This window comes from Burkholderia sp. lig30 (assembly GCF_000687455.2).
GTDB lineage: Bacteria > Pseudomonadota > Gammaproteobacteria > Burkholderiales > Burkholderiaceae > Burkholderia.
This window is the reverse complement of record NZ_JGVW01000096.1, coordinates 39,211-64,696: the sequence shown is the minus strand read 5'-3', so window position 1 is coordinate 64,696 and position 25,486 is coordinate 39,211. Positions and strand designations below refer to the sequence as shown.

Annotated in this window: 22 protein-coding genes and 2 pseudogenes; 9 read left to right on the top strand and 15 right to left on the bottom strand. The window is 68.9% G+C overall.

Features of this window, described 5'->3' with window-relative positions; all coding sequences use genetic code 11:
* Positions 1-132: 132 nt before the first annotated feature.
* The 4 genes and pseudogenes from LIG30_RS19665 to LIG30_RS19650 all read right to left on the bottom strand — a co-directional run.
* Positions 133-627, bottom strand: a complete 495-nt coding sequence (locus LIG30_RS19665; RefSeq protein WP_038714686.1) for a DUF2514 family protein — start codon at positions 625-627, stop codon at positions 133-135.
* A complete protein-coding gene (locus tag LIG30_RS19660) occupies positions 624-1,118 on the bottom strand; it encodes a glycoside hydrolase family 24 protein (RefSeq protein ID WP_038714684.1) in 495 nt (164 codons plus the stop codon). Before LIG30_RS19660 ends, LIG30_RS19665 begins: the two co-directional genes overlap by 4 nt.
* A gap of 2 nt (positions 1,119-1,120) precedes the next feature.
* Positions 1,121-1,405, bottom strand: coding sequence for a phage holin family protein (locus LIG30_RS19655; protein WP_038714682.1), 285 nt, complete (start codon positions 1,403-1,405; stop codon positions 1,121-1,123).
* A 78-nt stretch (positions 1,406-1,483) separates the two neighbouring features.
* Positions 1,484-2,191: pseudogene (locus tag LIG30_RS19650) on the bottom strand (phage late control D family protein); the annotation flags it as partial.
* On the opposite strand from LIG30_RS19650, the pseudogene LIG30_RS19645 reads away from it, so the two are divergent.
* The 3 genes and pseudogenes from LIG30_RS19645 to LIG30_RS19635 form a co-directional block, all read left to right on the top strand.
* Positions 2,184-2,708: pseudogene (locus tag LIG30_RS19645) on the top strand (site-specific integrase); the annotation flags it as partial. The pseudogenes LIG30_RS19650 and LIG30_RS19645 sit on opposite strands and share 8 nt — an antisense overlap.
* Before the next feature lie 111 nt (positions 2,709-2,819).
* Entirely contained in the window at positions 2,820-3,857 is a 1,038-nt protein-coding gene (ygfZ, locus tag LIG30_RS19640; RefSeq protein WP_038714681.1) for a CAF17-like 4Fe-4S cluster assembly/insertion protein YgfZ, read from the top strand.
* 77 nt (positions 3,858-3,934) lie between these two features.
* On the top strand, positions 3,935-4,780 hold the full coding sequence (locus LIG30_RS19635) for an NRDE family protein (RefSeq protein WP_038714680.1): 846 nt from the start codon (positions 3,935-3,937) through the stop codon (positions 4,778-4,780).
* A 10-nt stretch (positions 4,781-4,790) separates the two neighbouring features.
* Here the strand turns inward: LIG30_RS19635 and LIG30_RS19630 are convergent, their stop codons facing one another.
* From LIG30_RS19630 to LIG30_RS19585, 10 genes are all read right to left on the bottom strand, one after another.
* Positions 4,791-5,231 (bottom strand): GNAT family N-acetyltransferase, encoded by a 441-nt coding sequence (locus LIG30_RS19630; RefSeq protein WP_038714784.1) that lies wholly within the window; start codon positions 5,229-5,231, stop codon positions 4,791-4,793.
* A gap of 35 nt (positions 5,232-5,266) precedes the next feature.
* Positions 5,267-6,226, bottom strand: a complete 960-nt coding sequence (locus LIG30_RS19625) for an alpha/beta hydrolase (RefSeq protein WP_038714678.1) — start codon at positions 6,224-6,226, stop codon at positions 5,267-5,269.
* Between the two features lie 68 nt (positions 6,227-6,294).
* The gene (locus tag LIG30_RS19620) at positions 6,295-7,293 is read right to left on the bottom strand and encodes an NADP-dependent oxidoreductase (protein WP_038714675.1); all 999 of its coding nucleotides are present in this window, start codon (positions 7,291-7,293) and stop codon (positions 6,295-6,297) included.
* Between the two features lie 81 nt (positions 7,294-7,374).
* Entirely contained in the window at positions 7,375-7,854 is a 480-nt protein-coding gene (locus LIG30_RS19615; RefSeq protein ID WP_038714673.1) for a PaaI family thioesterase, read from the bottom strand.
* Positions 7,854-8,165 (bottom strand): Dabb family protein, encoded by a 312-nt coding sequence (locus LIG30_RS19610; RefSeq protein ID WP_038714782.1) that lies wholly within the window; start codon positions 8,163-8,165, stop codon positions 7,854-7,856. The genes LIG30_RS19615 and LIG30_RS19610 overlap by 1 nt, the downstream gene beginning before the upstream one ends.
* A gap of 142 nt (positions 8,166-8,307) precedes the next feature.
* Positions 8,308-9,708, bottom strand: a complete 1,401-nt coding sequence (locus tag LIG30_RS19605) for a GGDEF domain-containing protein (RefSeq protein ID WP_038714672.1) — start codon at positions 9,706-9,708, stop codon at positions 8,308-8,310.
* A gap of 236 nt (positions 9,709-9,944) precedes the next feature.
* Positions 9,945-11,123 (bottom strand): acetyl-CoA C-acyltransferase, encoded by a 1,179-nt coding sequence (locus LIG30_RS19600; protein ID WP_038714671.1) that lies wholly within the window; start codon positions 11,121-11,123, stop codon positions 9,945-9,947.
* 50 nt (positions 11,124-11,173) lie between these two features.
* Complete coding sequence (gene pncA / locus LIG30_RS19595) at positions 11,174-11,806, bottom strand: bifunctional nicotinamidase/pyrazinamidase (protein WP_038714670.1); 633 nt, start codon at positions 11,804-11,806, stop codon at positions 11,174-11,176.
* A 104-nt stretch (positions 11,807-11,910) separates the two neighbouring features.
* The gene (locus LIG30_RS19590) at positions 11,911-13,995 is read right to left on the bottom strand and encodes a 3-hydroxyacyl-CoA dehydrogenase NAD-binding domain-containing protein (RefSeq protein ID WP_038714669.1); all 2,085 of its coding nucleotides are present in this window, start codon (positions 13,993-13,995) and stop codon (positions 11,911-11,913) included.
* Positions 13,996-14,162: 167 nt separating this feature from the next.
* Complete coding sequence (locus LIG30_RS19585) at positions 14,163-15,806, bottom strand: 3-(methylthio)propionyl-CoA ligase (RefSeq protein ID WP_038714668.1); 1,644 nt, start codon at positions 15,804-15,806, stop codon at positions 14,163-14,165.
* 134 nt (positions 15,807-15,940) lie between these two features.
* Here LIG30_RS19585 and LIG30_RS19580 point away from each other — a divergent pair, with 134 nt between their 5' ends.
* The 5 genes from LIG30_RS19580 (at position 15,941) to LIG30_RS19560 (ending at position 19,719) form a co-directional block, all read left to right on the top strand.
* On the top strand, positions 15,941-17,506 hold the full coding sequence (locus tag LIG30_RS19580) for a protein adenylyltransferase SelO (RefSeq protein ID WP_038714665.1): 1,566 nt from the start codon (positions 15,941-15,943) through the stop codon (positions 17,504-17,506).
* Positions 17,507-17,544: 38 nt separating this feature from the next.
* The gene (gene msrB, locus LIG30_RS19575) at positions 17,545-17,976 is read left to right on the top strand and encodes a peptide-methionine (R)-S-oxide reductase MsrB (protein WP_038714664.1); all 432 of its coding nucleotides are present in this window, start codon (positions 17,545-17,547) and stop codon (positions 17,974-17,976) included.
* 100 nt (positions 17,977-18,076) lie between these two features.
* Positions 18,077-18,607 (top strand): septation protein A, encoded by a 531-nt coding sequence (locus tag LIG30_RS19570; protein ID WP_038714662.1) that lies wholly within the window; start codon positions 18,077-18,079, stop codon positions 18,605-18,607.
* Positions 18,608-18,609: 2 nt separating this feature from the next.
* Positions 18,610-18,930, top strand: coding sequence for a BolA family protein (locus LIG30_RS19565; protein ID WP_038714660.1), 321 nt, complete (start codon positions 18,610-18,612; stop codon positions 18,928-18,930).
* A 9-nt stretch (positions 18,931-18,939) separates the two neighbouring features.
* Positions 18,940-19,719 (top strand): peptidylprolyl isomerase, encoded by a 780-nt coding sequence (locus LIG30_RS19560; protein ID WP_038714659.1) that lies wholly within the window; start codon positions 18,940-18,942, stop codon positions 19,717-19,719.
* A gap of 140 nt (positions 19,720-19,859) precedes the next feature.
* On the opposite strand, the gene purL is transcribed toward LIG30_RS19560, so the two are convergent.
* The gene (gene purL, locus LIG30_RS19555; protein WP_038714658.1) at positions 19,860-23,927 is read right to left on the bottom strand and encodes a phosphoribosylformylglycinamidine synthase; all 4,068 of its coding nucleotides are present in this window, start codon (positions 23,925-23,927) and stop codon (positions 19,860-19,862) included.
* A gap of 241 nt (positions 23,928-24,168) precedes the next feature.
* Between purL and LIG30_RS19550 the strand changes: the two genes are divergently transcribed.
* Positions 24,169-25,473 (top strand): FAD-dependent oxidoreductase, encoded by a 1,305-nt coding sequence (locus tag LIG30_RS19550; RefSeq protein ID WP_038714657.1) that lies wholly within the window; start codon positions 24,169-24,171, stop codon positions 25,471-25,473.
* Positions 25,474-25,486: the final 13 nt, after the last annotated feature.

Below are 25,486 nucleotides of genomic sequence, written 5' to 3'. Positions count from 1 at the left end.
CCCGCCTACGTAGGTAAGCAGGGCCTTGGCCGATTCACTGGCGTAGACAGTGGAAAGGCGACCGGGGACAATGCGCGAACATTCCCCCGGTCGCCCTGTTTCTTTCGAGGCCGCCCGGCCTCGATTGCCGCGTTATCGCTGCGGATTGAATGGCGTGTCGCCCGTCAACGCGTCGTAGCTGCGCTCGCACTGCTGGCCGGCGATGCCGCGTTCGTCAGCGATTGCTGCCAGCTCTCCCGCTCGCGCATCGGCCCGGCCGAGCACGTCGGCAAGCAGATCGAGGGCGTCGCCGGCTGGCGAGCCTCCGGCCGCAGCGGCGGAATGTCGTACGCCGTCGACGAGGATGGCGACCTGCCGGCGCAGGCCGTCAGCAGCAGAAGCAGCGGCAACGGCATCAGCGCGCGCCTGGTCACGTTCTTTCGCAGCATCGGTTGCGATCTCCTGTTGAGCCGCCGTGCGGCGGCGGAATACGTCACGCTCGGCGGTCAGATCCTTGATCTGCCTCGCCTGATCCTCGACCTTGGCCGGCTGATCGGCGTCCCGGTGTCCCTTGAAATACCCGCCGGCCGAGCCGGCCACGAGGCCGGCCACGACGACCAGCCAGATACGCGGATCGAACCAGGTCATGCCGTCACCTCCCCGCCGGCCGCTCGGTACGCGGCCAGCAGTTGCTCGATCCGGTTTTCGTGCTGGCCATACCCGGCACCGGGCAGGCTCGCCCAGACGTTCGACACCTTCGCGACCGCCTCGCCGAATCGGCCCGCGTCAATCAGCGGAAGCGCACCGTGCTCGCGCAGCTGCTGCAGCGCGTACCGGTCCTGCGAAACCGGCCCGAATTCCGGCAGCTTCATCTGCGCCTGATAGATACGCCACCAGCGATTCAGCGCCTGATAGCGGCCGGCCGCCGTCGACGGCACCGGAATTTGCCGGTTAAGCACGTTCGGATGCGCCGCGTAGCTCGCAAACAGCAACGGTCGTGCAGGCGTCGATCCGACCAGCACGTTGTAGCCGCCGTCCGACTTCGCGAGCAACGCGGGACCGATCTCGCTCACAGCGATCATGTCGAGGAACGCGACACGGTTTTTGCCACCGGCGGCGGCCATGCTGATGCGTGCCATCGTCACTTCTCCCCGAACAGGCGCTTCGCGTTACGCCGCAGCAGCACCTCCAGATACTGCGAGCCGATGATGCCGAGCGCGCTCCCCATCCCGAGCAGCGCGATCGGCGGCAAATCCGGAATCTGCAGCAGCGCAATGCCGGCCACCATCGACGTCGCCGAGCCGAGCATCGCCCGGCCGGCCACCAGCCGGTACGTCAGCTGCTCGCTACCGACCAGCACCTTTGCGACACCGATGAGCCCGCCCATGACGACCAGCTCCAGAATCGTCTTTTCGTGGTCTTGCATTCCCACCTCTTCACCCGTAAAAAAGAAAAAGCCGCCCGAGTTGCCTCGAGGCGGCTTGCCAGATCCGACACCGTCGCGTTACTTCTGCGGTGCCGGCACAACCAGATTGATCTTCTTCGTCGGCTTCTTGCCGTGGCCGACCTTTGCTTTCCCCTTGTTGCCGCCGTTCAGCGTGACGGTCGTGAGCCAGCCGCGCGACGAGAACGTGTGTTCGACCGACTCGACCAGAAACTCGCCGTCGACACCCTCCTTGCCCCCCTTCAGTCCGATCGTCTTTTCCGCCGCCAGATCGGCACGGCCGCGCAACGTGAAGCTGCTCACCGACGTGTGCCGGTTGAGCGTCGCGAGCCGCGACGTGGCCGCGGACTTGGCCGCCTGCGAACTGGCAAACGCATGCCGCTCGGTATGCACGGCCGCCGCGCCGGGCTGTGCATCCGGGTTCGGGATCGTCAGGTCGATCTTCTTGCCCGTCTTGCGGTCATGGACCTTCGTCCGTACCGCCGCGAAGCTGGCCCGATCGGGAAACGTGATGTCGTAATCAATCAGCTGCTCGGGCGTGAGCGTCACGACGGGCAGCGGCTTGCCGCTCGCGCTCTTGCCGCCCCCGCGAGGCAGCACGATCAGCTTGCCGGCCTTGGCGGTCGCGGTTGCGCCGTACTGACGCGCGATCCGCGTAATGAAATGCAGATCGCTTTCGCCGAACTGGTCGATCCGTGGCACGACGACATCGACATCGCATGCGGCTGACCACTTGTTGCGCCTCGCGACGTCGCCGACGATGTCGGCCATCCGCACAGACTGGCTTCGGGACGTGGCGATTCTTGGCTTCGCAACCGGTCTGCGCCGGGCGAATCTGCTGAATCTCGAATGGTCGCAGGTCGATCTGGTGAACCGCCGGGCGTGGATCTATCCAGATCAGGCGAAGGCCCGCAAGCCGATCGGCGTCCCGCTGAACGACGACGCCGTGGCGACGATCCGCCGCTGGATCGGCAAGCACCAGACTCACGTCTTTCTGAGGAACGGCAAGCCGATCGAGGGATGGTGCAGCGCGCAGTGGGATCGCCAATGCGCGCGGGCCAGAATCGACAACTTCCGGTTCCACGACGTGCGCCACACTTGGGCGAGCTGGCACGTCCAGGCGGGGACGCCGTTGAACCGCCTGATGGAATTGGGGGGATGGACCAAGCACGAGCACGTCTTGCGGTATGCTCACCTTGCCCCTGACCACCTCGCGGAGCATGCAAAAGTGGTCACGATTTGGGCACACTCAAATGAGCCCTCGCCCGCAACCCTTGCTGCATAAGCCTTGGCAGAGGCTTTCTTTCAGTAGGGACTTGCGAAACGAGACTTGGTTGAAGCCCATATAATACTTGCTCGCCTACGCCAAAGTCAGGATTGACTGTTCCCTCGTTCCATGACCACACCGATCGCCTCAGCGGCCGCCCAGGCCGCCGCACCCGCCCCGCTTCCCGTATTCCCCCGTCCGTCCGCCGCCGATTTCGACGCGCCGGGCGCGTACATGCCGCTCACGCAGTTCGGCGTGATCGACGTCGCCGGCGCGGATGCCGCGACGTTCCTCCACACCCAGCTGACCAACGACGTCGAGCATCTCGACGCCGCGAGCGCGCGCCTGGCCGGCTACTGCTCGCCGAAAGGCCGCCTGCTCGCGTCGTTCCTCGCGTGGCGGGCCGGCCACGATGTGCGGCTGCTGGTGTCGAAGGACATCCAGGCGGCGGTGCAGAAACGCCTGTCGATGTTCGTGCTGCGCGCCAAGGCGAAGCTGTCCGACGCGAGCGACACGCTCGCCGTGGTGGGCTTCGCGGGCGACGTGCGCGGCGTGCTGTCGGGCATCTTCGACGCGCTGCCGGACGGCGTGCACGTGAAAGTCGACGGCCCCGCCGGCGCGCTGATCCGGCTGCCGGACGCGGCCGGCCGGCTGCGCTACCTGTGGATCGGCCCGCGCGCGGAAGTTGAGACCCGTCTGGCGGCGCTCGACGGCAAGCTGCCCGCCGTGTCGCCCGCGGTGTGGGACTGGCTCGACGTCCGCGCGGGCGAGCCGCGCGTCACGCAGCCCGCCGTCGAGCAGTTCGTGCCGCAAATGGTGAATTTCGACGTGATCGGCGCGGTGAACTTCCGCAAGGGCTGCTATCCGGGGCAGGAAATCGTCGCGCGCAGCCAGTATCGCGGCACGATCAAGCGCCGCACCGCGCTCGCGCACGTCGCGGGCGACACCGACACCGTGCGTGCCGGCATCGAGGTGTTCCACAGCGACGACCCGGGCCAGCCGTGCGGGATGATCGTCAACGCGGCGGCCGCGCCCGCCGGCGGCGTCGATGTGCTCGTCGAGATCAAGCTCGCCGCGCTCGAAAGCGGCGGCGTGCATCTCGGCGCGGCAGACGGCCCCGCGCTCGCGTTCGTGCCGCTCCCTTACGCGTTGCCCGCCGAGGGCTGACGCGCGGCCTGCCCGATTGCGCGCCGGCCCCGCCGAAGGTGGCCGGCGCCCCATGATCCCAGCGAGGGACTCGCCCGATGTGCCTGATTGTCTTCGACTGGCAGCCTGAAGCCGCCGCCGGCCCCGTCTTCACCCTGACCGCCAACCGCGACGAGTTCTTCCGCCGCACGAGCGCACCGCTGTCGTGGTGGGAGGATGCGCCCGGCGTCCTCGCCGGCCGCGACCTCGAAGGCGGCGGCACCTGGCTCGGCGTGTCGCGCGACGGGCGCTTCGCGGCGCTCACCAACTTCCGCGCGCCGTTCGACATCCGCGCGGGCGCGCCGACCCGCGGCCGGCTCGTGTCGGACTTCCTGAGCGGCGAGCCGGTCGCACCGCTCGCGTACCTCGAGCGGCTGTCCGCGAATGCGGCGATGTACAACGGCTTCAACCTGATCGTCGGCGACTGGAAGCGCCGTGAGCTCGCGTGGTTCTGCAACCGCGTCGCCGAAGGCGCGAGCGGTGCCGCCGCGCCCGAGCGGGTCTATCCGGGCGTGCACGGGCTGTCCAACGCCCGCCTCGACACGCCCTGGCCGAAAGTCGTGCGCAAGCGCAGCGAGCTCGGCACGCTGCTCACCGGCGATGCCGCCCCGCCGCTCGACGACCTGATCGCGCTGATGCGCGACGCGCGCGTCGCCGGCGACGACGCGCTGCCGCACACCGGCATCCCGCTCGAACGCGAGCGCGCGCTGTCGGCGGCCTTCATCGAAACGCCGGAATACGGCTCGCGCGGCACCACCGCGATGCGGGTCACGATGAAGGAAGGCGTGCGGCTGACGGTCGAGATCAAGGAGCGCTGCGACGACGACGGCTCGCACCGCATCGTGCGCCCCGGCGCATTCGAGCGCGCGTTCGCGTTCGACATCGACGCGACGCAGCCGCGCTGAGCGGCGCCCGTTACAGCGCGCGCGTCATCTCGACGTGCGCCACGCCGGCCGCGACGAATGGCTCGCCGACCGCCGCGAAGCCGTGCCGTGCGTAGAACGGCACGGCGGGCGCCAGCGCGTACAGCGTGATGCTCGGGTCGCCGCGCCGCCGCGCCTCGGCCAGCAGCGCGAGCAGCACCTGCGATCCGATGCCCTGCCCGCGCGCGCCGGCCAGCACCGCCATCCGGCCGATCGTGCCGGCCGGCAGCAACCGCCCGGTTGCGACCGCCTCCCGTGCGCCCGTCGCCGCGTCGACCCGATACGCGACAGCATGCCGCGCGAGCGGATCGTCGTCGTCCAGCTCGAGCTCCGGCGGAATGCGTTGCTCGCGCACGAACACGGCATCGCGTATCCGCGCCGCATCGCCGCCGAGCGTCGCCCAGTCGCCGGTCTCCACCACGCAATTCGTCATTCGCTCCCCCATCCCGTCGGGCCGCCGCCTCGGCGTCAATCGTTGTCGAACGCCGCCTTCAGCGCGGCAACCGCGTCCGTATGCGCGCGCTGCACGTCCGGCACGAAGCCGCCCATCTTGAAGAATTCGTGGATCATGCCCGCATAACAGGTCAGCGTGACCGCATTGCCCGCCGCGCGCAGCTTGTCCGCGTAGGCGGCGCCTTCGTCGCCGAGCGGATCGTATTCGGCTGTCGCGATCCACGCGGGCGCGACACCCTCGAACGACGGCGCGCCGCGCCTCCCGTCGAGCGGCGCGAACCGCCAGTCGTCGCGATCGGACGCATCGCGCAGGTACTGCGAGAAAAACCACTGGATCGTGTCCTGCGACAGCAGATAGCCGTTCGCGAGCCGCGCGTGCGAGCCGGTCTGCTGGTGGCCGGTCGTGCCCGGGTAGATCAGCAATTGCAGCGCAAGCGCGATGCCGGCGTCGCGCGCAAGCACCGCGCACACGGTCGCGAGCGTGCCGCCCGCGCTGTCGCCGCCGACCGCGAGCCGCGCCGGATCGATGCCGAATGCGGCCGACTCGCGATGCAGCCAGCGCAGCGCGTCGGCGGCATCGTGCACCGCGGTCGGGAACTTGTGCTCGGGCGCGAGCCGGTAGTCGACCGACAGCACCGCGCACTGCGCGTCGCGCGCGAACATCCGGCACAGCGCGTCGTGCGTGTCGATGCTGCCGACCGTGAAGCCGCCGCCGTGGTAATAGACGAGCGCGGGCATCGGCTCGGCGCGGCTCGGCGCGACCGGCTGATACAGGCGCGCACCGATCGAGCCGCCGTCGCGCGTCGGCACGGCGCAGGCCTCGACCGCGTGCATCGTCGCGGGCGCAACATCGAGGATCGGCGCGCTGCGCTCATAGGCGGCGCGCGCCTCCGGCGGCGTCTGGTGATGGTAGGACGGGCGTCTGGCGCGCTCGACCATGTCGAGCACCTGGGCGATCTTGGGATTCAGCGGCATCGGGAAGGAACGGGCGCCTGCACGGCGCCCGTGACGGACGACAAGCGCCCAATGATGCCACGTCCGGCTCAAACCAGCTGGACGAGCTGCTTGCCGAAATTGTGTCCCTTGAGCAGCCCGATGAACGCCTCGGGCGCGCGCTCGAGCCCGTGCGCGATCGACTCGCGATAGTGCAGCTGCTTCGCCGCGACGAGGCCCGTCAGCTCGGCGATCGCCGGCGGCCATGCGTCCGGATGCTCGTAGACGATGAAGCCCCGCATCGACAGGCGCGAGCGCAGGATCAGCGCCGGATTCGCCATCGGCACCGGCCCGCCCTCGTACGCGGCGATCATCCCGCACAGCGCGATGCGGCCGAACGCGTTCATCCGCGCCATCGTCGCATCGAGCACCGCGCCGCCGACGTTCTCGAAGCAGCCGTCGACGCCGTCCGGCGTCGCGGCCGCGAGGTCGTCGGCGAGCGCGCCCGCCTTGTAGTCGACGCACGCGTCGAAGCCGAGCGTCTCGACCACGTAGCGGCATTTGTCCGGCCCGCCCGCGATGCCGACCGCGCGGCAGCCGGCGCGCTTCGCGAGCTGGCCGACGACGCTGCCGACCGCGCCGCTTGCCGCACTGACCACGACGGTCTCGCCGGCCTTCGACACGATGATCCGGTTCAGCCCGTACCACGCGGTGACGCCGGGCATGCCCGTCACGCCCAGCCACGCCGACAGCGGCACGCGCGACACGTCGACCTTCTGCAGCCCGTGCCCGTCCGACGTGCCGTACTCCTGCCAGCCGAAGCGGCCGACCACCGTGTCGCCGACCGCGAAACCCGGATGCCGCGACTCGATCACCTCGCCCGCCGTGCCGCCGATCATCACTTCGCCGAGCGGCTGCGGTTCCGCATACGACTTCGCGTCGCTCATGCGGCCGCGCATGTACGGATCGAGCGACAGGAAATGATTGCGCACCCGCACCTCGCCGCTCGCGAGCGGCGCGAGCGGCGTCTCGACGAGCCTGAAGTTGTCGACGCTCGCCGCGCCCTGAGGGCGGGACACGAGCAGGATCTGACGATTGACGACGCTCATCGCTGGACTCCCTCGCCAGGGCGCGCGAACGCCCCTGAAAAAAACAGCCCTGCCGCACCGGCAGGGCTGCGTTGCGTCCGGCTACGTGTCGCTCGGGCCGGGATGCAGGTCCGGCGCCGTGCGGCTGCGCTGCCGCTTGATGTCGCGGCCCACCGCGAGCCGCCTCATGTACTTGAAGGTGCCGAGCGCCTTCGCGACGAAGTTGCCGTCGCTGTCGCGCACTTCGCCTTCGCAGTACGCCATCGTCGTCGAGCGGTGCATCACGCGGCCGTACGCGCGCAATTCGCCGCGCCCGGGCTGCATGAAGTTGACCTTCATTTCGACCGTGACGACGCCGACGCCTTCGTCGGTCAGGCTGCGCGCGGCCATCGCGAGCGCGACGTCGGCGAGCGTCATCGTCACGCCGCCGTGCGCGATGCTCCACGTGTTCATGTGCCGCTCGTCGAGGGGGAGCACGATTTCGCTGCTGCCGTCCTTCGCGAGGACGAGCTGCACGCCGAGCATGTCGACGAACGGGCTTTCGATCGTCAGGCCGCCGGCCGAAGAAGACGACTCGCTCATCACGCCTCGTCGACGAGGTAATCGACGCACTCGCGCGCTTCGCGCACGACGCCGATGAACTGCTTCACCTGCTCGTGCTGCGGATGCACCTGGTAGGCGTCGAGCGCAGCCTTGTCCGCGAAGTCCGACACGAGCACGACGTCGTAGGTGGCTTCGAGGCCCGGCGTCGCGAGGCCCACTTCGAGATGAAGAATGCCCGGCACGATGTCGCGGCACGCGTCGAGCATCTCCTTGAGCTTGAGCGCGTTCTGCGCGCGCGTCGCGCCGCCGGCCGACTCCTTCAGCTTCCACATCACGATATGACGAATCAACGTGTTCACCTTGTTCGATTGGGTTGGACGAAAGCCGCGGCAAGCGCAATGGCGCCGCGGCCCAGCGCTCTATTCTATTCGGGTTCGGGCGCGCTGTCGGGCCAGCGCGAACAGGATCGCGGGATCGCGGGATCGCGCCCCGTCAATGCGCGACGACGCGGTTGCGCCCTTCGCGCTTGGCCTGGTACAGGCGGTCGTCGGCGGCCTGCAGCAGCGTATCGACGGTGCTGCCGTCGAGCCCGTACTGCGCGACGCCGACGCTGACCGTCACCTGCACGCGCCTGAAGTCGAGCCCGAACGGCGCGCTCGCGACGGTCGAGCGCACCCGTTCGGCGGTCATGCGCGCGCTTTCGACCGGCATCTCGGGCAGCAGCGCCATGAACTCCTCGCCGCCGACCCGCGCCATCGCGCCTTGCGGCCGGATCGCCGCAAGGCAATGCCGCACCACGCCGCGCAGCACTTCGTCGCCGATCTGATGCCCGTACGCATCGTTGATGTTCTTGAAATTGTCGAGGTCGAGCGCGAGCAGGCAGAACGGCGTGCCGTCGCGTTCCGCGCGCACGATCTCGCGCTCGACCTGCGCGATGAACTGGCGGCGGTTCGACGCGCCGGTGAGCGGATCGGTCGCGGCCAGATACTCGAGCTTCTGGTTGGTGCGCCGCAGCTCCTGCAGCGCGCTCTCGGTGCGCGTCATCGACTCGGACAGGCGGCTCATCAGGTCCTGCTGGCTGTAGATCGCCGAGAACGAGCGCGTCGTCTGCAGCGCCTGCACGACACCGTAGCTGAGCAGGAAGAATCCGCCCGCGAAGATCGCGTGCGCGAGCCACCACATGTGGTTCCACGGCTTGCCGAGGATGAACGCGAGCGACGACAGCGCGAACGCCATGATCGACATCCCGTAGATCACCATCAGCGGCGAACGGATCCGCCGCGCCAGCAGCACGGCGACGTTGAGCAGCGAGAACACCAGCGCGCCGCCCTCCATCGACAGGCGCGTTGCCGGCGCGCCGGCGACGGGCGAATACGCGAGATACGCGACCGCGACGTCGATCGCGACGAAAAACGCGATCCACGGCAGCCACGTGCGCCAGCGCGTGCGCGTCTCGGCGCGGTCGGACGGCCGCGAATACGACATCAGGCCGACCAGCAGCAGGATCGACATCACGAGACGCGACGCCGGCCCGTACAGCAGGAACAGCCAGATATTGTGATGCGCCATCCCGGTGAACGCACCGTGCGGCGCGTAGACGAGCGCGAAGCCGAGAAAGCCGAGCGTAAGCCAGCGCAGCAGCGGCTCGCCGGACGAGCGGTAACAGACCCACGTCACGTACGTGACGAACGCCCCCTCGAGCGTCGCCGCGGCGATCGCGATTTCATGGAACGCGTGATGCTCGAAGGTCAGGCGGGGATCGCCGAAGAACCACAGATACGCGATGAGATACGCGGGCAGCAGCGCGAAACCCGTCAGCAGGCACTTCGCGTAAACGCTGGCGACAGCGCTCACCACGCGCGGCGGCTCGCCGGCTGCAATAGTCGTGCTCAATCCGGCCCCCGGTCAATTCACTTCATGTTCGAATCTGGAAGACGCCCTGCGACAACCCGCTGGATACGCCGGCGTCGACGAACGTCCCGCGCCCGTCGACGCGATCCGCGTGCGGGCCCGTGCTGCCGAAAGGCAAATGTCAGAGCCAAGTATAGGTGCGGCGATTCGTTTGACAAGTTAGGGGAAACCGCGCCACGACGGGCGGCCGCGCGCCGCCCGTCGTCCGCCGGAAAACCTCAGACGATTTCGAACAGCCCCGCCGCGCCCTGCCCGCCGCCGATGCACATCGTCACGACCACGTGCTTCGCACCGCGCCGCTTGCCTTCGATCAGCGCATGGCCGGTCAGGCGCGCGCCCGACACGCCGTACGGATGGCCGACCGCGATCGCGCCGCCGTTGACGTTCAGGCGATCGTCAGGAATTCCGAGCGTGTCGCGGCAATACAGCACCTGCACCGCGAAAGCCTCGTTCAGCACCCACAGATCGATGTCGTCGACTGTCAGCCCGGCCTGCTTCAGCAGTTTCGGCACCGCGAACACCGGGCCGATCCCCATCTCGTCCGGCTCGCAGCCCGCGACCGCGAAACCCCGGAACACGCCGAGCGGCTGCAGCCCTTCCTTTTGCGCGAGGTCCGCGCGCATCACGACGCACGCGGCCGCGCCGTCGGAGAACTGGCTCGCGTTGCCGGCGGTGATCACGCCGCCCGGCAGCGCCGAGCGGATCTTCGACACGCCGTCGAGGGTCGTGTCGGCCCGGATGCCTTCGTCGGCCGACACCGTCACCTCCTTCGTGTAGAGCCGCCCGGTCGCCTTGTCGGCGATGCCGGCGCGCACGGTGATCGGCGCGATCTCGTCGTCGAACAATCCCGCCACCTGCGCGGCAGCGGCCCTCAATTGCGACTGCACCCCGTATGCGTCCTGCCGCTCCTTCGCGATCCCGTAGCGCTTCGCGACGTTTTCCGCGGTCTGCAGCATGTTCCAGTAGATTTCCGGCTTATGTTCGAGCAGCCAGCCTTCATAGGCCATGTGCCGGTTCATCTCGTTCTGCACGCACGAGATCGATTCGACGCCGCCCGCGACATACACGTCGCCTTCGCCGGCGATGATGCGCTGCGCGGCGAGCGCGATCGTCTGCAGGCCCGACGAGCAGAAGCGATTGACGGTCATGCCCGGCACGCTGACGGGCAGCCCCGCGCGCAGCGCGATCTGCCGCGCGATGTTGCCGCCCGTCGCGCCTTCCGGGTTCGCGCAGCCCATCAGCACGTCCTCGACGCGCGCCGGGTCCAGCTTCGCGCGTTCGAGCGCGGCCGCGACTGCGTGGCCGCCGAGCGTCGCGCCGTGCGTCATGTTGAAGGCGCCACGCCACGATTTCGCCAGCGGCGTGCGCGCGGTCGATACGATTACGGCTTCGGTCATGCGAGTCTCCTGTCCCATGCAAAGCGTTCTGAATTGTGTGAATGCGCGCGCTACGCGTTCGGGCGCGCGCCGCCGGACGTGACGCGCGTCACGCCCGCCGCCTGCATCTGTTGCCATGCATTCGCGAGCGACCCGTTCAGGTCGATCGCGCGGCACGCATCGTCGATCACCGCGGCATCGAAGCCCGCCGCGCGCGCATCGAGCGCCGACCACGCGACGCAGTAATCGGTCGCGAGCCCGCAACACCACACGCGCTTCGCGCCGAGTTCGCGCAGGTAGCCGGCGAGCCCGGTCGGCGTCTTGCGGTCGGCCTCGACGAACGCCGAGTAGCTGTCGACCTGCGCATCGTGGCCCTTGCGGATCACGACGCGCGCGTGCGGGATGTCGAGGTCGCGGTGCAGCGCCGCGCCTTCGGTGCCCTGCACGCAATGCACGGGCCACAGCACCTGCTCGCCGTACGGCAGCGCGAGCGTCGAGAACGGCGCATGCCCCGGATGGTTCGCCGCGAACGACACGTGGTCGCGCGGATGCCAGTCCTGGGTCAGCACCACCTGATCGAAACGCGCGGCGAGCGCGTTGATGACCGGCACGACCGCGTCACCGTCCGGCACCGCGAGCGCGCCGCCGGGCATGAAGTCGTTCTGGACATCGATCACGAGCAAAATGTCGTCGGTGCGTTTCATCGCCTCTCCTGTCGACCGGAGCAAGCGCTTCAGCGCTTACTCCAGTCCCATGCTTCGCACACTGGTCCCATGCAAAGCGTTCATGCCGCCGCGCGGCAGCGCCCTCATCCGTTGAATCCGCGCCCGGCCTTCGCCAGTTCGGCGATCGACGGCGCGATGCGCCACGCGTCGCCGTTCACGCCGGCCGCGAAGCGGCGAATCGCGCGCTCGACGTTGTAGAGGCCGACCGTATCGGCGTACAGCATCGGCCCGCCGCGCCACAGCGGGAAGCCGTAGCCGGTCAGGTACACCATGTCGATGTCGGAAGCTTTCGACGCGATCCTTTCCTCGAGGATCTTCGCGCCTTCGTTGACGAGCGCGAACACGAGCCGCTCGACGATCTCGTCGTCGCCGACCGTGCGCCGCTCGACGCCGATCTCCTTCGAATACGCGACGACCATCTCGTCGACGAGCGCCGACGGCTTCGCGCTGCGCTCGCCCGGCTGGTAGTCGTACCAGCCCGCGCCGGTCTTCTGGCCGAAGCGACCCGCTTCGCACAGCCGGTCGGCAATCTTCGAGTAATGCAGGTCCGGCTGCTCGACGTAGCGTCGCTTGCGGATCGCCCAGCCGATGTCGTTGCCCGCGAGGTCGCTCATCCGGAACGGGCCCATCGCGAAGCCGAACTTCTCGATCGCGCGGTCGACCTGTGCCGGCAACGCACCCTCCTCGAGCATGAAGAACGCCTGGCGGATGTACTGCTCGATCATCCGGTTGCCGATGAAGCCGTCGCACACGCCCGACGCCACCGCCGTCTTGCGGATCTTCTTCGCGGTCGCCATCACCGTCGCGAGCACGTCCTTCGCGGTCGCGTCGCCGCGCACCACCTCCAGCAGCTTCATCACGTTCGCCGGGCTGAAGAAGTGCATGCCGACGACGTCCTGCGGCCGCTTCGTGAACGCCGCGATCCGGTTCACGTCGAGCGTCGACGTGTTCGACGCGAGGATCGCGCCCGGCTTCGCGACTTCGTCCAGATGCCGGAACACCTGCTCCTTCACGCCCAGCTCCTCGAACACCGCCTCGACGATCAGGTCCGCGTCGCCCAGGTCGTCCCAGGACAGCGTCGGCCGGATCAGCGCGATGCGCGCGTCGAGCTTCTCCTGCGTGAGCTTGGCCTTCTTCACCTGCGCGTCGTAGTTCTTGCGGATCGTCGCGAGGCCGCGGTCGAGTGCGTCCTGCCTGGTCTCGAGCAGCGTGACCGGCACGCCCGCGTTGACGAAGTTCATCGCGATGCCGCCGCCCATCGTGCCCGCGCCGATCACCGCGACCCGACGGATCTCGCGCACCGGCGTGTCGGCCGGCACGTCGGCGATCTTGCTCGCCGCGCGCTCGCCGAAGAACGCATGGCGCAGCGCGCGGCTTTCAGGTGTCTGCACGAGCGCGACGAAGCCCTCGCGTTCAGCGGCGCTGCCCTTGTCGAAGCCGTGCAGCACGCCGGCCTCGATCGCGTCGATGCACTTGTGCGGCGCGGGGAAATGCGGCGCGGCGGCCTTCACCGAATTGCGCGCGAACTGGATGAAGCCGGCGGCGTTGTCGTGGACGATCTCGCGGTCGCGCACGCGCGGATGCGGGCCGGCTTGCGCGCCGGCCTTGCGGGCGAATGCGAGCGCCGCGTCGAGCAGGTCGCCGTCCGCCATCGCGTCGAACAGGCCGCTCGCCGCGAGCTGCTCGGACGGCACCGGCGCGCCCGACACGATCATGTTGAGCGCGGTCTCGAGCCCGACCGCGCGCGGCAGCCGCTGCGTGCCGCCCGCGCCCGGCAGCAGGCCGAGCTTCACTTCCGGCAGCGCGATCTGCGCGCCGGGCGCGGCGATGCGGTAATGCGCGCCGAGCGCCAGTTCGAGCCCGCCGCCCATCGCGACGCTGTGGATCGCCGCGACGACCGGCTTGCCGCTCGCCTCCACCGCGCGGATCACGGTGTGCAGCGTCGGCTCCTGCACGGCCTTCGGCGTGTTGAATTCGGTGATGTCCGCGCCGCCCGAGAACGCGCGCCCCGCGCCCGTCAGCACGATCGCCGTCACCGACGGGTCCTGCGCGGCGCGGTCGAGCCCTTCCATGATGCCGGCCCGGGTGGACAGGCCAAGCCCGTTGACGGGCGGATTGTTGAGCGTGATGACGGCAACGCCGTCGCGAGTCGTGTAATCCACTGCCATCTGCCTGCCTCCATGCGTCGCGCGCGCCAGGATGGCTGCGCTTCATTGTGCGCGGTCGAACGGCCGCTTGTCCAAACGAACGCAGGCAGGATACAACGAAAAAGAACGATCGTTCAATTTGAAAAAACCCCGACTCTCAGGGTCGGATCGGGGTATGGTGCGCCGGCCTACGCCTGCGCGGCCGCCGTCGGCAACACGTAATCGCGGAACATGTCGCGCAGCTTCAGCTTCTGCAGCTTGCCGGTCGCGGTATGCGGCAGCGCGTCGACGAACACGACGTCGTCGGGGATCCACCATTTCGCGACCTTGCCCTCGTAGAAGCCAAGCAGCGCATCGCGGCTCACGTCGGCGCCCGCCCGCCTGACCACGACGAGCAACGGACGCTCGGTCCACTTCGGATGCGTGCACGCGATGCATGCGGCTTCGGCGACGGCCGGATGCGCGATCGCGACGTTCTCGATGTCGATCGAGCTGATCCACTCGCCGCCGGACTTGATCACGTCCTTGCTGCGGTCGGTGATGTTCAGGAAGCCGTCCGGATCGATCGTCGCGACGTCGCCGGTCGGGAACCAGCCGTCGACGAGCGGCGACGTGTCGCTCTCGAAGTAGCGGTCGATCACCCACGGCCCGCGCACCTGCAGCTCGCCGAACGCGACGCCGTCCCACGGCAGCTCGCGGCCGTCCTCGCCGACGATCCGCATGTCGACGCCGCAGATCACCCGCCCCTGTTTCTGCAGCAGGCGCCGCTGCTCGTCGAGCGGGCGCTGCGACTGCGCGCGGTTGAGCTTCGCGAGCGTGCCGAGCGGCGACAGTTCGGTCATGCCCCACGCATGGATCACGCGCACGTCGTAGTCCTCCTCGAACGTGCGCAGCATCGCGGGCGGGCAGGCGGAGCCCCCGATCACCGTGCGGTCGAGCGTCGAGAAGCGCACGCCCGCGTCGCGCATGTAGTTGAGCAGCCCGAGCCAGACGGTCGGCACGCCGGCCGAGAACGTGACGCGCTCCGCCTCCATCAGTTCGTAGAGCGACTTGCCGTCGAGATCCTTGCCGGGCAGCACGAGCTTGCCGCCGGTCAGCGGCACCGCGTACGGCAGTCCCCACGCGTTCACATGGAACATCGGCACGACGGGCAGCACCACGTCCATCGCCGACAGGTTCATCGCGTCGGGCAACGCCGCGCCGTACGCGTGCAGCACGGTCGAACGGTGCGAATACAGCACGCCCTTCGGATGGCCGGTCGTCCCCGACGTGTAGCACAGCCCGCACGCCTGCTGCTCGTCGAGGCGGGGCCAGTCGTAGTGTCCGTCCCCGGACTCGACGAGCGTCTCGTAGCAGAGATACGGCGTCGCGCCCGACGGCAGGTGTGCGGCGTCGGTCATCGCGATCCAGCCCTTCACGTTCGGGCACCGCGGCGCGATCGTGTCGACCAGCGGCGCGAACGTGATGTCGAAGAACACGTACCGGTCGTCCGCGTGATTGACGATGTAGGCGATCTGTTCGGGAAAGAGGCGCGGATTGATCGTGTGGCAGACGGCGCCCATCCCGCTGATGCCGTAATACGCTTCGAGATGACGGTAGCCGTTCCAGGCCAGCGTGCCGACGCGCTCGCCCCGCGCGACGCCGAGGCCGCCGAGCGCCTGCGCGAGCTGCTTCGAACGGCGCTCGCAATCGCGGTACGTGTAGCGATGCAGATCGCCCTCGACCCGCTTCGACACGATCTCCACGTCGCCCGCATGCCGCGCGGCATGCGTGATCAGCGACGACACCAGCAGCGGCCATTCCATCATCTGGCCCAGCAACGGCTTACCCATCGTGTTGTTCTCCGTGAAGGACGTGCTCATCGATGTGCTGCAGGGGCCGCGCCCCCGGGGCGTCGCGCGCGCGGGCGGCCCTGCGGCCGGCGCGGCGCCGCCTTACAATATCGGCTAACCAAGAGGCGCTCAACATGTCGTTTTCCCGAAGCGCAGCCGCTCAGGCTGACACTCTCCCCGACCTTGCCCGCACGCTCGGCGCGCCCGACGACGGTGCGTTCCTGCAGCTCGGAGACGCGTTCCTGACCCGTCTGCCGGCGGCGCCGCTGCCCGAGCCCTACGTGGTCGGGTTCTCCGACGAAGTCGCGCGGCTCGTCGGGCTGCCGCCATCGCTCGTCGCGCAGCCCGGCTTCGCCGAGCTGTTCAGCGGCAACCTGACGCGCGACTGGCCGGCGGGCGCGATGCCGTACGCATCCGTCTATTCGGGCCACCAGTTCGGCGTCTGGGCCGGCCAGCTCGGCGACGGCCGCGCGCTGAACATCGGCGAGCTCGAGCACGGCGGCCGCCGCTACGAACTGCAGCTCAAGGGCAGCGGCCGCACGCCGTATTCGCGCATGGGCGACGGCCGCGCGGTGCTGCGCTCGTCGATCCGCGAATTCCTGTGCTCTGAGGCGATGCATCATCTCGGCATTCCGACCACGCGCGCGCTGACCGTGATCGGCTCCGACCAGCCGGTGATCCGCGAGGAAATCGAGACCTCGGCCGTCGTCACGCGCGTCGCCGAGAGCTTCGTGCGCTTCGGCCACTTCGAGCATTTCTTTTCGAACAACCGGCCCGACCTGCTGCGCGCGCTCGCCGATCACGTGATCGACCGCTTCTATCCGGCATGCCGCGACGCGGACGATCCGTATCTCGCGCTGCTCGAAGCGGCGACGCTGCGCACCGCGGACCTCGTCGCGCAATGGCAGGCCGTCGGCTTCTGCCACGGCGTGATGAACACCGACAACATGTCGATCCTCGGCGTCACGATCGACTACGGCCCGTTCGGCTTCGTCGACGCGTTCGATGCGAACCACATCTGCAACCACTCCGACACGCATGGCCGCTACGCGTACCGGATGCAGCCGCGCATCGCGCACTGGAACTGCTACTGCCTCGCGCAGGCGCTGCTGCCGCTGATCGGGCTGCAGCACGGCATCGTCGACGACGATGCGCGCGCCGAGCGCGCGGTCGACGACGCGCAGGCCGTGCTCGCGCGCTTCCCCGAACGTTTCGGCCCGGCGCTGGAGCGCGCGATGCGCGCGAAGCTCGGCCTCGAGCTGGAGCGCGACGACGACGCGGCGCTTGCCAACCAGTTGCTCGAAACGATGCACGCGAGCCACGCGGATTTCACGCTGACGTTCCGCCATCTGTCCCGCCTGTCGAAGCACGACGCGAGCGGCGACGCGCCAGCGCGTGACCTGTTCATCGACCGCGACGCATTCGACCAGTGGGCGAACCGTTACCGCGCGCGCCTGTCTGAAGAAGCGCGCGACGATGCGGCGCGCGCCGACGCGATGAACCGCGTGAACCCGAAGTACGTGCTGCGCAATCACCTCGCCGAAGTCGCGATCCGGCGTGCGAAGGAGAAGGATTTCTCCGAAGTCGAGCGGCTCGCGCGCGTGCTGCGCCGCCCGTTCGACGACCAGCCGGAAAATGAAGCGTACGCGGCGCTGCCGCCCGACTGGGCCGGCTCGCTCGAAGTGAGCTGCTCGTCGTGACGCACGCGTACCGACCGATCCATCAGGAGATTCGAGACATGTCCCAAGACCAATCCGACAAGTCCTACCCGTACCCGAAGGACGACGCCGAGCTGCGCCGCCGGCTCACGCCGATGCAATACGAAGTCACGCAGCATGCGGCGACCGAGCGCGCGTTCACCGGCGAGTACACCGACAAGGAAGACGACGGCATCTACCGGTGCGTCGTCTGTGCGACGCCGCTGTTCGAGTCCGGCGCGAAGTTTCACTCGGGCTGCGGCTGGCCCAGCTACTTCAAGCCGATCGACGGCGAGGTGATCGACGAGCGGATCGACTACACGCACGGCATGGTGCGCGTCGAGGTGCGCTGCAACCACTGCGGCGCACACCTCGGCCACGTCTTCGAGGACGGCCCGCGCGACAAGACCGGATTGCGCTACTGCATCAACTCGGCTGCGTTAAACTTCGAGTCCCGACCCGACGACAAATAAGCGCGGCGCACGCGAATCCCGATTCGCGACAGCCGCGCCGCAGGGGCCCTACAACGGTGAAAGGCCGCACAAGCGCGCCTTTCACGCAGCTGCGATCACCATGAAATTTCTGTTCGATCTGTTCCCGATCATCCTGTTTTTCGCCGCCTTCAAGGTGTGGGGCATCTTTACCGCCACCGCCGTCGCGATCGCCGCGACGCTCGCACAAGTCGCCTGGGTCGCGTTCCGCCACCGGAAAGTCGACACGATGCTGTGGGTCAGCCTCGGCGTGATCGTCGTATTCGGCGGCGCCACCCTCGTCCTGCACGACGAGAAATTCATTCAATGGAAACCGACTGTGCTGTATTGGCTGTTTGCGGTCGGGCTGTTCGCCGCGCGCTATGCGTTCGGCAACAACCTGATCGAGAAGATGATGGGCAAGCAGCTCACGCTGCCGCATCCCGTGTGGGACAAGCTCAACGTCGCGTGGGCGCTGTTCTTCGCCGCGCTCGGCGTCGCGAACCTGTATGTCGTGCGCAACTTCACCGAGTCGCAGTGGGTGAACTTCAAGCTGTTCGGCACCACCGGCGCGATGGTCGTGTTCATCATCCTGCAGAGCCTGTGGCTCACCAAATACATGAAGGACGAATGACGATGACGGACGCTTTTCTCGACGCGTCGCCCGACGCTCGCATTGCGCTGATCGAGGCACGCCTTGCCGCCGCGCTCGCGCCGGTGTCGCTCGCGGTGCGCGACGACAGCGCGCAGCATGCCGGCCATGCCGGCGCCTCAGCCGGTGGCCATTACACGGTCACGATCGTGTCGGCCGCATTCGCAGGCGTCTCGCGCGTCGCGCGGCACCGGCTGGTGTATGATGCGCTCGCCGACGCAATGCAGCGTGGCATCCACGCGCTCGCGATCGTGGCGTACACGCCCGAAGAATTCAACGAATCTTCAATCAAGTCGTCTCATTAGGAATTCCCGATGATCCTGAAATCCCCCCGCCTGTGGGCCGTGACGGCCGCTCTCGCAGCGGCACCGGCATTCGCCCAGAACATCGCTGTCGTCAATGGCACGCCGATCCCGAAATCCCGCGCCGACGCGATGGTCGCGCAGCTGGCCCAGCAAGGCCAGACCGACAGCCCGCAACTGCAGGCAGCCGTGCGCCAGGAACTCGTGAACCGCGAGATCCTGATGCAGGAGGCGCTCCGCCGCGGCATCCAGAATCGCCCGGACGTGAAGGCGCAGATCGCCGTCGCGCAGCAGACCGTCGTGCTGCGCGCACTGATCGAGGATTTCCTGAAGAAGAACCAGCCGACCGACGCCGACGTGAAGGCGCGTTACGACGAACTGGCGAAGGGCGCAGCAAACCGCGAATATCACCTGCACCACATCCTCGTCGACAACGAGCAGCAGGCGAAGGACCTGATCGCGAAGATCAAGGGCGGCGCGAAGTTCGAGGATCTCGCGAAGCAATACTCGAAGGACCCGGGCTCGGGCAAGAACGGCGGCGACCTCGACTGGTCCGATCCGAAGGCATACGTGCCGGAGTTCGCGACGGCCGCGCAGAATCTGCAGAAAGGCCAGATGACCGACGCACCGGTCAAGACCCAGTTCGGCTGGCACATCATCCGCGTCGACGACATCCGCAGCATCGCCCCGCCGCCGTTCGAGCAGGTCAAGGCGCAGATCGCCCAGCAGATGGTTCAGCAGAAGCTGCAGGCGTTCGAGGAAACGCTGCGTCAGCAGGCGAAGATCCAGTAACGCCGCGCTGCGCGCAACGCAAAAAAGCCGCTCCGGGGAGCGGCTTTTTCTTTGGGCTCACGCGTCGGCGGACGTTGCGCGGACAACCGTTCCGGCTATCCGCACACCGCACCGCGGCGAACGGCGATACGAACATCGCGTCAGCCGATCCAGCGGCGCGCGTTGCGGAACACGCGCAGCCACGGGCTCGCCTCGCCCCAGCCTTCCGGGTGCCAGCTCATCGTGACCGTGCGGTGCACACGCTCCATGTGCGGCATCAGCACCGTGAAGCGGCCGTCGGCGGTCGTCACCGACGTGATGCCGGCCGGCGAGCCGTTCGGGTTGAACGGATAGCGCTCGGTCGCTTCGCCGCGATGGTCGACGTAGCGCATCGCGACCGCGACGCGGCTCGCGTCGCCCTGTTGCGAGAAGTCCGCATAGCCTTCGCCGTGCGCGACCGCGACCGGAATCCGCGAGCCTTCCATCCCCGCGAAGAAGATCGACGGCGACTGCTGCACCTCGACGAACGAGAAGCGCGCCTCGAACTGCTCGGACTTGTTGCGCGTGAACTTCGGCCACGCCTCCGCGCCCGGAATCATCGACGCGAGGCTCGACAGCATCTGGCAGCCGTTGCAGATGCCGAGCGCGAACGTGTCGCTACGCGCGAAGAACGCCGAGAACATGTCGGCGAGCCCCTGGTTGAAGCGCACCGTCTTCGCCCAGCCCTCGCCCGCGCCCAGCACGTCGCCGTACGAGAAGCCGCCGCACGCGACCGCGCCGGCGAAGTCCGCGAGCGTCGCGCGGCCCGCAAGCAGGTCGCTCATGTGAACGTCATGCGCGTCGAAGCCCGCGCGGTCGAACGCATACGCGGTTTCGAGGTGCGAGTTCACGCCCTGCTCGCGCAGGATCGCGACGCGCGGGCGCGCGCCCGTCGCGATGAACGGTGCGGCGATGTCCTCGGCCGGATCGAACGTCAGCACCGGCGAGATGCCCGGATCGGCCGCGTCGAGCAGCGCGTCGTATTCGGCGTCCGCGCAGGCCGGGTTGTCGCGCAGGCGCGCGATGCGCCAGCTGACGTCGCTCCATGCGCGATGCAGGTCGACGCGCGGCGCGTCGAAGATCTTCTTCGCATCGCGGAACACTTCGATCGTGTCGCGCTCGTTGACCGAGCCGATCACGTGCGAGCAGACCGACAGGCCGAATTCGCGCAGCGTGCCGAGCACCGCGTCGCGGTCGGCCGCGCGCACCTGCACGACGGCGCCGAGCTCCTCGGAGAACAGCGCACGCAGCGTGCGGTCCTCGCGGCGGCCGCTCGTCTGCTTCGCCCAGTCCTTCGCGTCGCCGTAGTCGGATTCGTGTTCGGCGTCGAGCGTCAGCATGTCGACGTTCAGCGACACGCCCGCGTGGCCCGCGAACGCCATTTCGCAGACGGTCGCCCACAGGCCGCCGTCCGAGCGGTCGTGGTACGCGAGCAGCTTGCCGTCCGCGTTCAGCGCCTGGATCGCCGAGAAGAAGCGCTTCAGGTCTTCGGGATCGTCGACGTCCGGCACCGTGTCGCCGACCTGCTGCGTGACCTGCGCGAAAATGCTGCCGCCCATGCGGTTCTTGCCGCGGCCCAGGTCGATCGCGATCAGCACGCTGGCGCCGGCGTCGGCGACGCGTTGCAGTTGCGGCGTCAGATGACGGCGCACGTCCTCGACCGGCGCGAACGCCGAGATGATCAGCGACACCGGCGACACGACTTCCTTCGCGACACCCGCGTCGTCCCACTTCGTCTTCATCGACAGCGAATCCTTGCCGACCGGAATGCCGATGCCGAGTGCCGGGCACAGCTCCATGCCGATCGCCTTCACCGTGTCGAACAGCGCGGCGTCCTCGCCCGCCGTGCCGCACGCGGCCATCCAGTTCGCCGACAGCTTCAGCTTGTCGAGCGACGCGATCGGCGCCGACGCGATGTTGGTGATCGCCTCGCCGACCGCCATGCGGCCCGACGCCGGCGCGTCGATGACGGCGAGCGGCGTGCGCTCGCCCATCGTCATCGCCTCGCCCTTGAAGCCGGCGTAGTCGAGCGCGGTCACCGCGCAATCGGCCACCGGCACCTGCCACGGGCCGACCATCTGGTCGCGCACCGACGTGCCGCCGACCGAGCGGTCGCCGATCGTGATCAGGAACGACTTGCTCGCGACCGTCGGGTGCTTCAGCACGCTCATCGCCGCGTCGGCGAGCGCGATGCCCGTCACCTCGACGGGCGCGCGCTCGGTCGTGACGCGCGTGACGTCGCGGTGCATGCGCGGCGGCTTGCCGAGCAGCACTTCCATCGGCATGTCGACCGGATACTCGTCGGCGCCCGTGGCCTGGTCGTCGACGAGCTGAAGCTGGCGCTCGGCGGTTGCGACGCCGACCACCGCGAACGGGCAGCGCTCACGCGCGCAGATCGCCTCGAAGCGCGCGAGTTCGGCCGGCGCGATCGCCAGCACGTAGCGCTCCTGCGCCTCGTTCGACCAGATCTCGCGCGGCGACAGGCCCGACTCCTCGAGCTGGACGCGGCGCAGCTCGAAGCGCGCGCCCTTGTCCGCGCCGTCGACGAGCTCCGGGAACGCGTTCGACAGGCCGCCCGCGCCGACGTCGTGAATGCTCAGGACCGGGTTCGCGTCGCCGAGCTGCCAGCAGCTGTTGATCACTTCCTGCGCGCGCCGCTCGATTTCCGGGTTGCCGCGCTGCACGGAATCGAAATCGAGTTCCGCGGTGTTCGCGCCGGTAGCCATCGAGCTGGCCGCGCCGCCGCCCATGCCGATCCGCATGCCCGGGCCGCCGATCTGGATCAGCAGCGAGCCGGCCGGCAGGTCGTGCTTGTGCGTGTGCGCGTCCGAGATGTTGCCGATGCCGCCCGCGATCATGATCGGCTTGTGATAGCCGCGCACCTGGCCGCCGACGTTCTGCTCGTAGACGCGGAAGTAGCCGCCGAGGTTCGGACGGCCGAATTCGTTGTTGAACGCGGCGCCGCCGAGCGGGCCGTCGGTCATGATCTGCAGCGGCGACGCGATGCGGTCCGGCCGGCCGTACGGGCCGTATTGCTCGCCCGGGTTGCGCTGCGCGACCGGCTGCGCGGCGTCGCGGGCGTTTTCCCACGCCTCGCGCGCGTCGGGCAGGTCGAGGTTCGACACCGTGAAGCCCGTCAGGCCCGCCTTCGGACGCGCGCCGCGGCCGGTCGCGCCTTCGTCGCGGATCTCGCCGCCCGCGCCCGTCGCCGCGCCCGCGAACGGCGAGATCGCCGTCGGGTGGTTGTGCGTCTCGACCTTCATCAGCGTGTGCGTGAGCTCGGTGTGGCGGCCGTAGCGCTCGCCCGGCTCGCCCTCGCCCGCGCCCGCGCCGCGCGGGAACCAGCGTTCGGCCTGCGCGCCCATCATGATCGACGAGTTGTCCGAATACGCGACGATCGTGCCCTGCGGGCTCAGCTTCTCGGTGTTGCGGATCATCTGGAACAGCGAGATGTCCTGCGCCTCGCCGTCGATCGTCCACTGCGCGTTGAAGATCTTGTGGCGGCAGTGCTCGCTGTTCGCCTGCGCGAACATCATCAGCTCGACGTCGGTCGGGTTGCGCTCGAGCTTCCGGAACGCGTCGACCAGGTAGTCGATTTCGTCGTCGGCGAGCGCGAGGCCCAGCTCGACGTTCGCGCGCTCGAGCGCGCCGCGGCCCTGCGCGAGCACATCGACCGTCCCGAGCGGCTTGGCCGGCAGCTCGTCGAACAGGTGCCGCGCGTCGTCGCGCGACGCGACGACGCTCTCGGTCATCCGGTCGTGCAGCGCAGCCGCGACGGCCGCGCGCGCATCGTCGGACAGCGCCTTCTTGCCGCCGAGCAGGCCCGATTTCAGCGTCACCGTGTATTCGACCCCGCGTTCGATGCGGCGCACGTGCGCGAGGCCGCAGTGCAGCGCGATGTCGGTGGCCTTGCTCGCCCACGGCGACACCGTGCCGAAACGCGGCAGCACGACGAAGGTCTCGGTGGTGCCGCGCTCGGCGGCCGGCTCGAACGGCGCGCCGTAGTGCATCAGCGCGTCGATGCGCGCGCTGTCGTCCGCCGTGAGCGCCTCATGGGCGTTGACGAAGTGCAGGAACTGGCCGCGGATCGCGACGATGTTGCCGTCGATTTGCCTGAGCGCGTCGAGCAGACGGGTTTGACGGAAATCGGAAAGGGCCGAAGCACCGGGAAAGCACGAGAAGTGAGCCATGGACTGGACTGACGTCGATGAGTCGCGCGAGATGGCGACGTGGGGCGAAAGGAAGGCCGTAATTATACCCGGAAGTCGACCGGCCAAGGCCGGGCAATCGCCCGGCGGCCGCGCGCTGCCGCCAGAGATGCCGCCCGGCGGCCGGTTTGGCGCTATCATTGCCGGTTCACCGGGCCGCGCGCGGCCCGTCGCGCAGTCACAACCGGGCGGCCGAGTCGCCGCCCGCCAGCCAGTCACTTCCATGGATGTCATCGTCATCGGCGGCGGAATCAGCGGCGTCGCCACCGCCTATCAGCTGCGCGCGGCCGGCCATCGCGTGTGCGTCGTCGAACGGCACGCCACCGTCGCGCAAGGCGCGACCTACGGCGACGGCGGCGCAATGCTGCCGAGCCCGCTCGACGTGTGGTTCGGCCCGACCTTCATGCGCCAGCGCCAGCCGCACGACAGCGGCATCGTCTACAAGCCGGGCCTGAACGGCCAGGTGCGCCGCTTCGTGCGGCGCCTCGCCGAGCTGCGCGCCCCCGACGCGTTCGCCGCACAGTTCGCGCGCCTGCGCCCGCTGATCGACGCGTCGCGCGACACGATCGCCGACATCGAAACCCGCTTCGGCCTCGAATTCGAGCAGCACGCGGGCGTGCTGCACGTGATCCGCCACGCGCAGGACTGGGAGGCGGCTCAGCCCGCGCGCGAGCTGCTGCGCACGCTCGACGTGCCGCACCGCGTGCTCGGCGCGGACGAATGCGCGGCCATCGAGCCGACCGTGCCCGCCGACCCGGCGTTCGCGGGCGCGGTGCTGCTCGAGAGCGAGCGCGCGGCGAACTGCCCGCTCTTCACCAAGCTGCTGAAGCACGTGCTCGACGACCACGGCGTGCAATTCCGCTTCGGCGCCGAGGTCGCGGCGATCCGCGCCGAAGCCGGGCGGGCCGCGGTCGAGCTCGCGCCATCCCGCGGCGAGCGGCGCGCCGGGAAGCCGGACGAAGTCGACGTGATCTCCGCGGACGCGGTGGTGGTCGCCGCGGGCGCGAGCAGCCTCGTGCTGCTCGAGCGCCTCGGCTGGCAGCTGCCGCTGCACCCGGTGCGCGTCCATACGCTGACCGCGCCGCTCGCGTTCGAAGGCCATGCGCCGCACCTGACCGTCGTCGATTCGGTGAAGCGGATCGCGATGACCCGCCTCCACCAGCGCCTGCGCATCAGCGGCGGCGGCGTGCTGCAAAGCATGCAGGACACCGCCCGGCCGCTCGCCGAGCCGCTGTCCGAGATGGCGCTCACGCTGCTCGGCCAGGCCAGCCACGACTGGATTCCCGGCACCGCGAAAATTTCCGCCGCGCTGTCGTGGCAAGGCATCAAGCTGCTGTCGCCGGACGGCCTGCCGGTCGTCGGCCCGACCCCGCATCCGCGCGTGTTCGTCAATTTCGGGCACGGGCCCGCCGGTTGGGGCCTCGCGTGCGGCTCTGCTAAAGTGGTGGCGGATTACCTCGGCGGCAGCGCGGCGCGCTGGCCCGCCGACACGCTCGCCGCGTTGCGCGCCGAGCGCTTTGCTGCCTGACACGCCGCGCGCC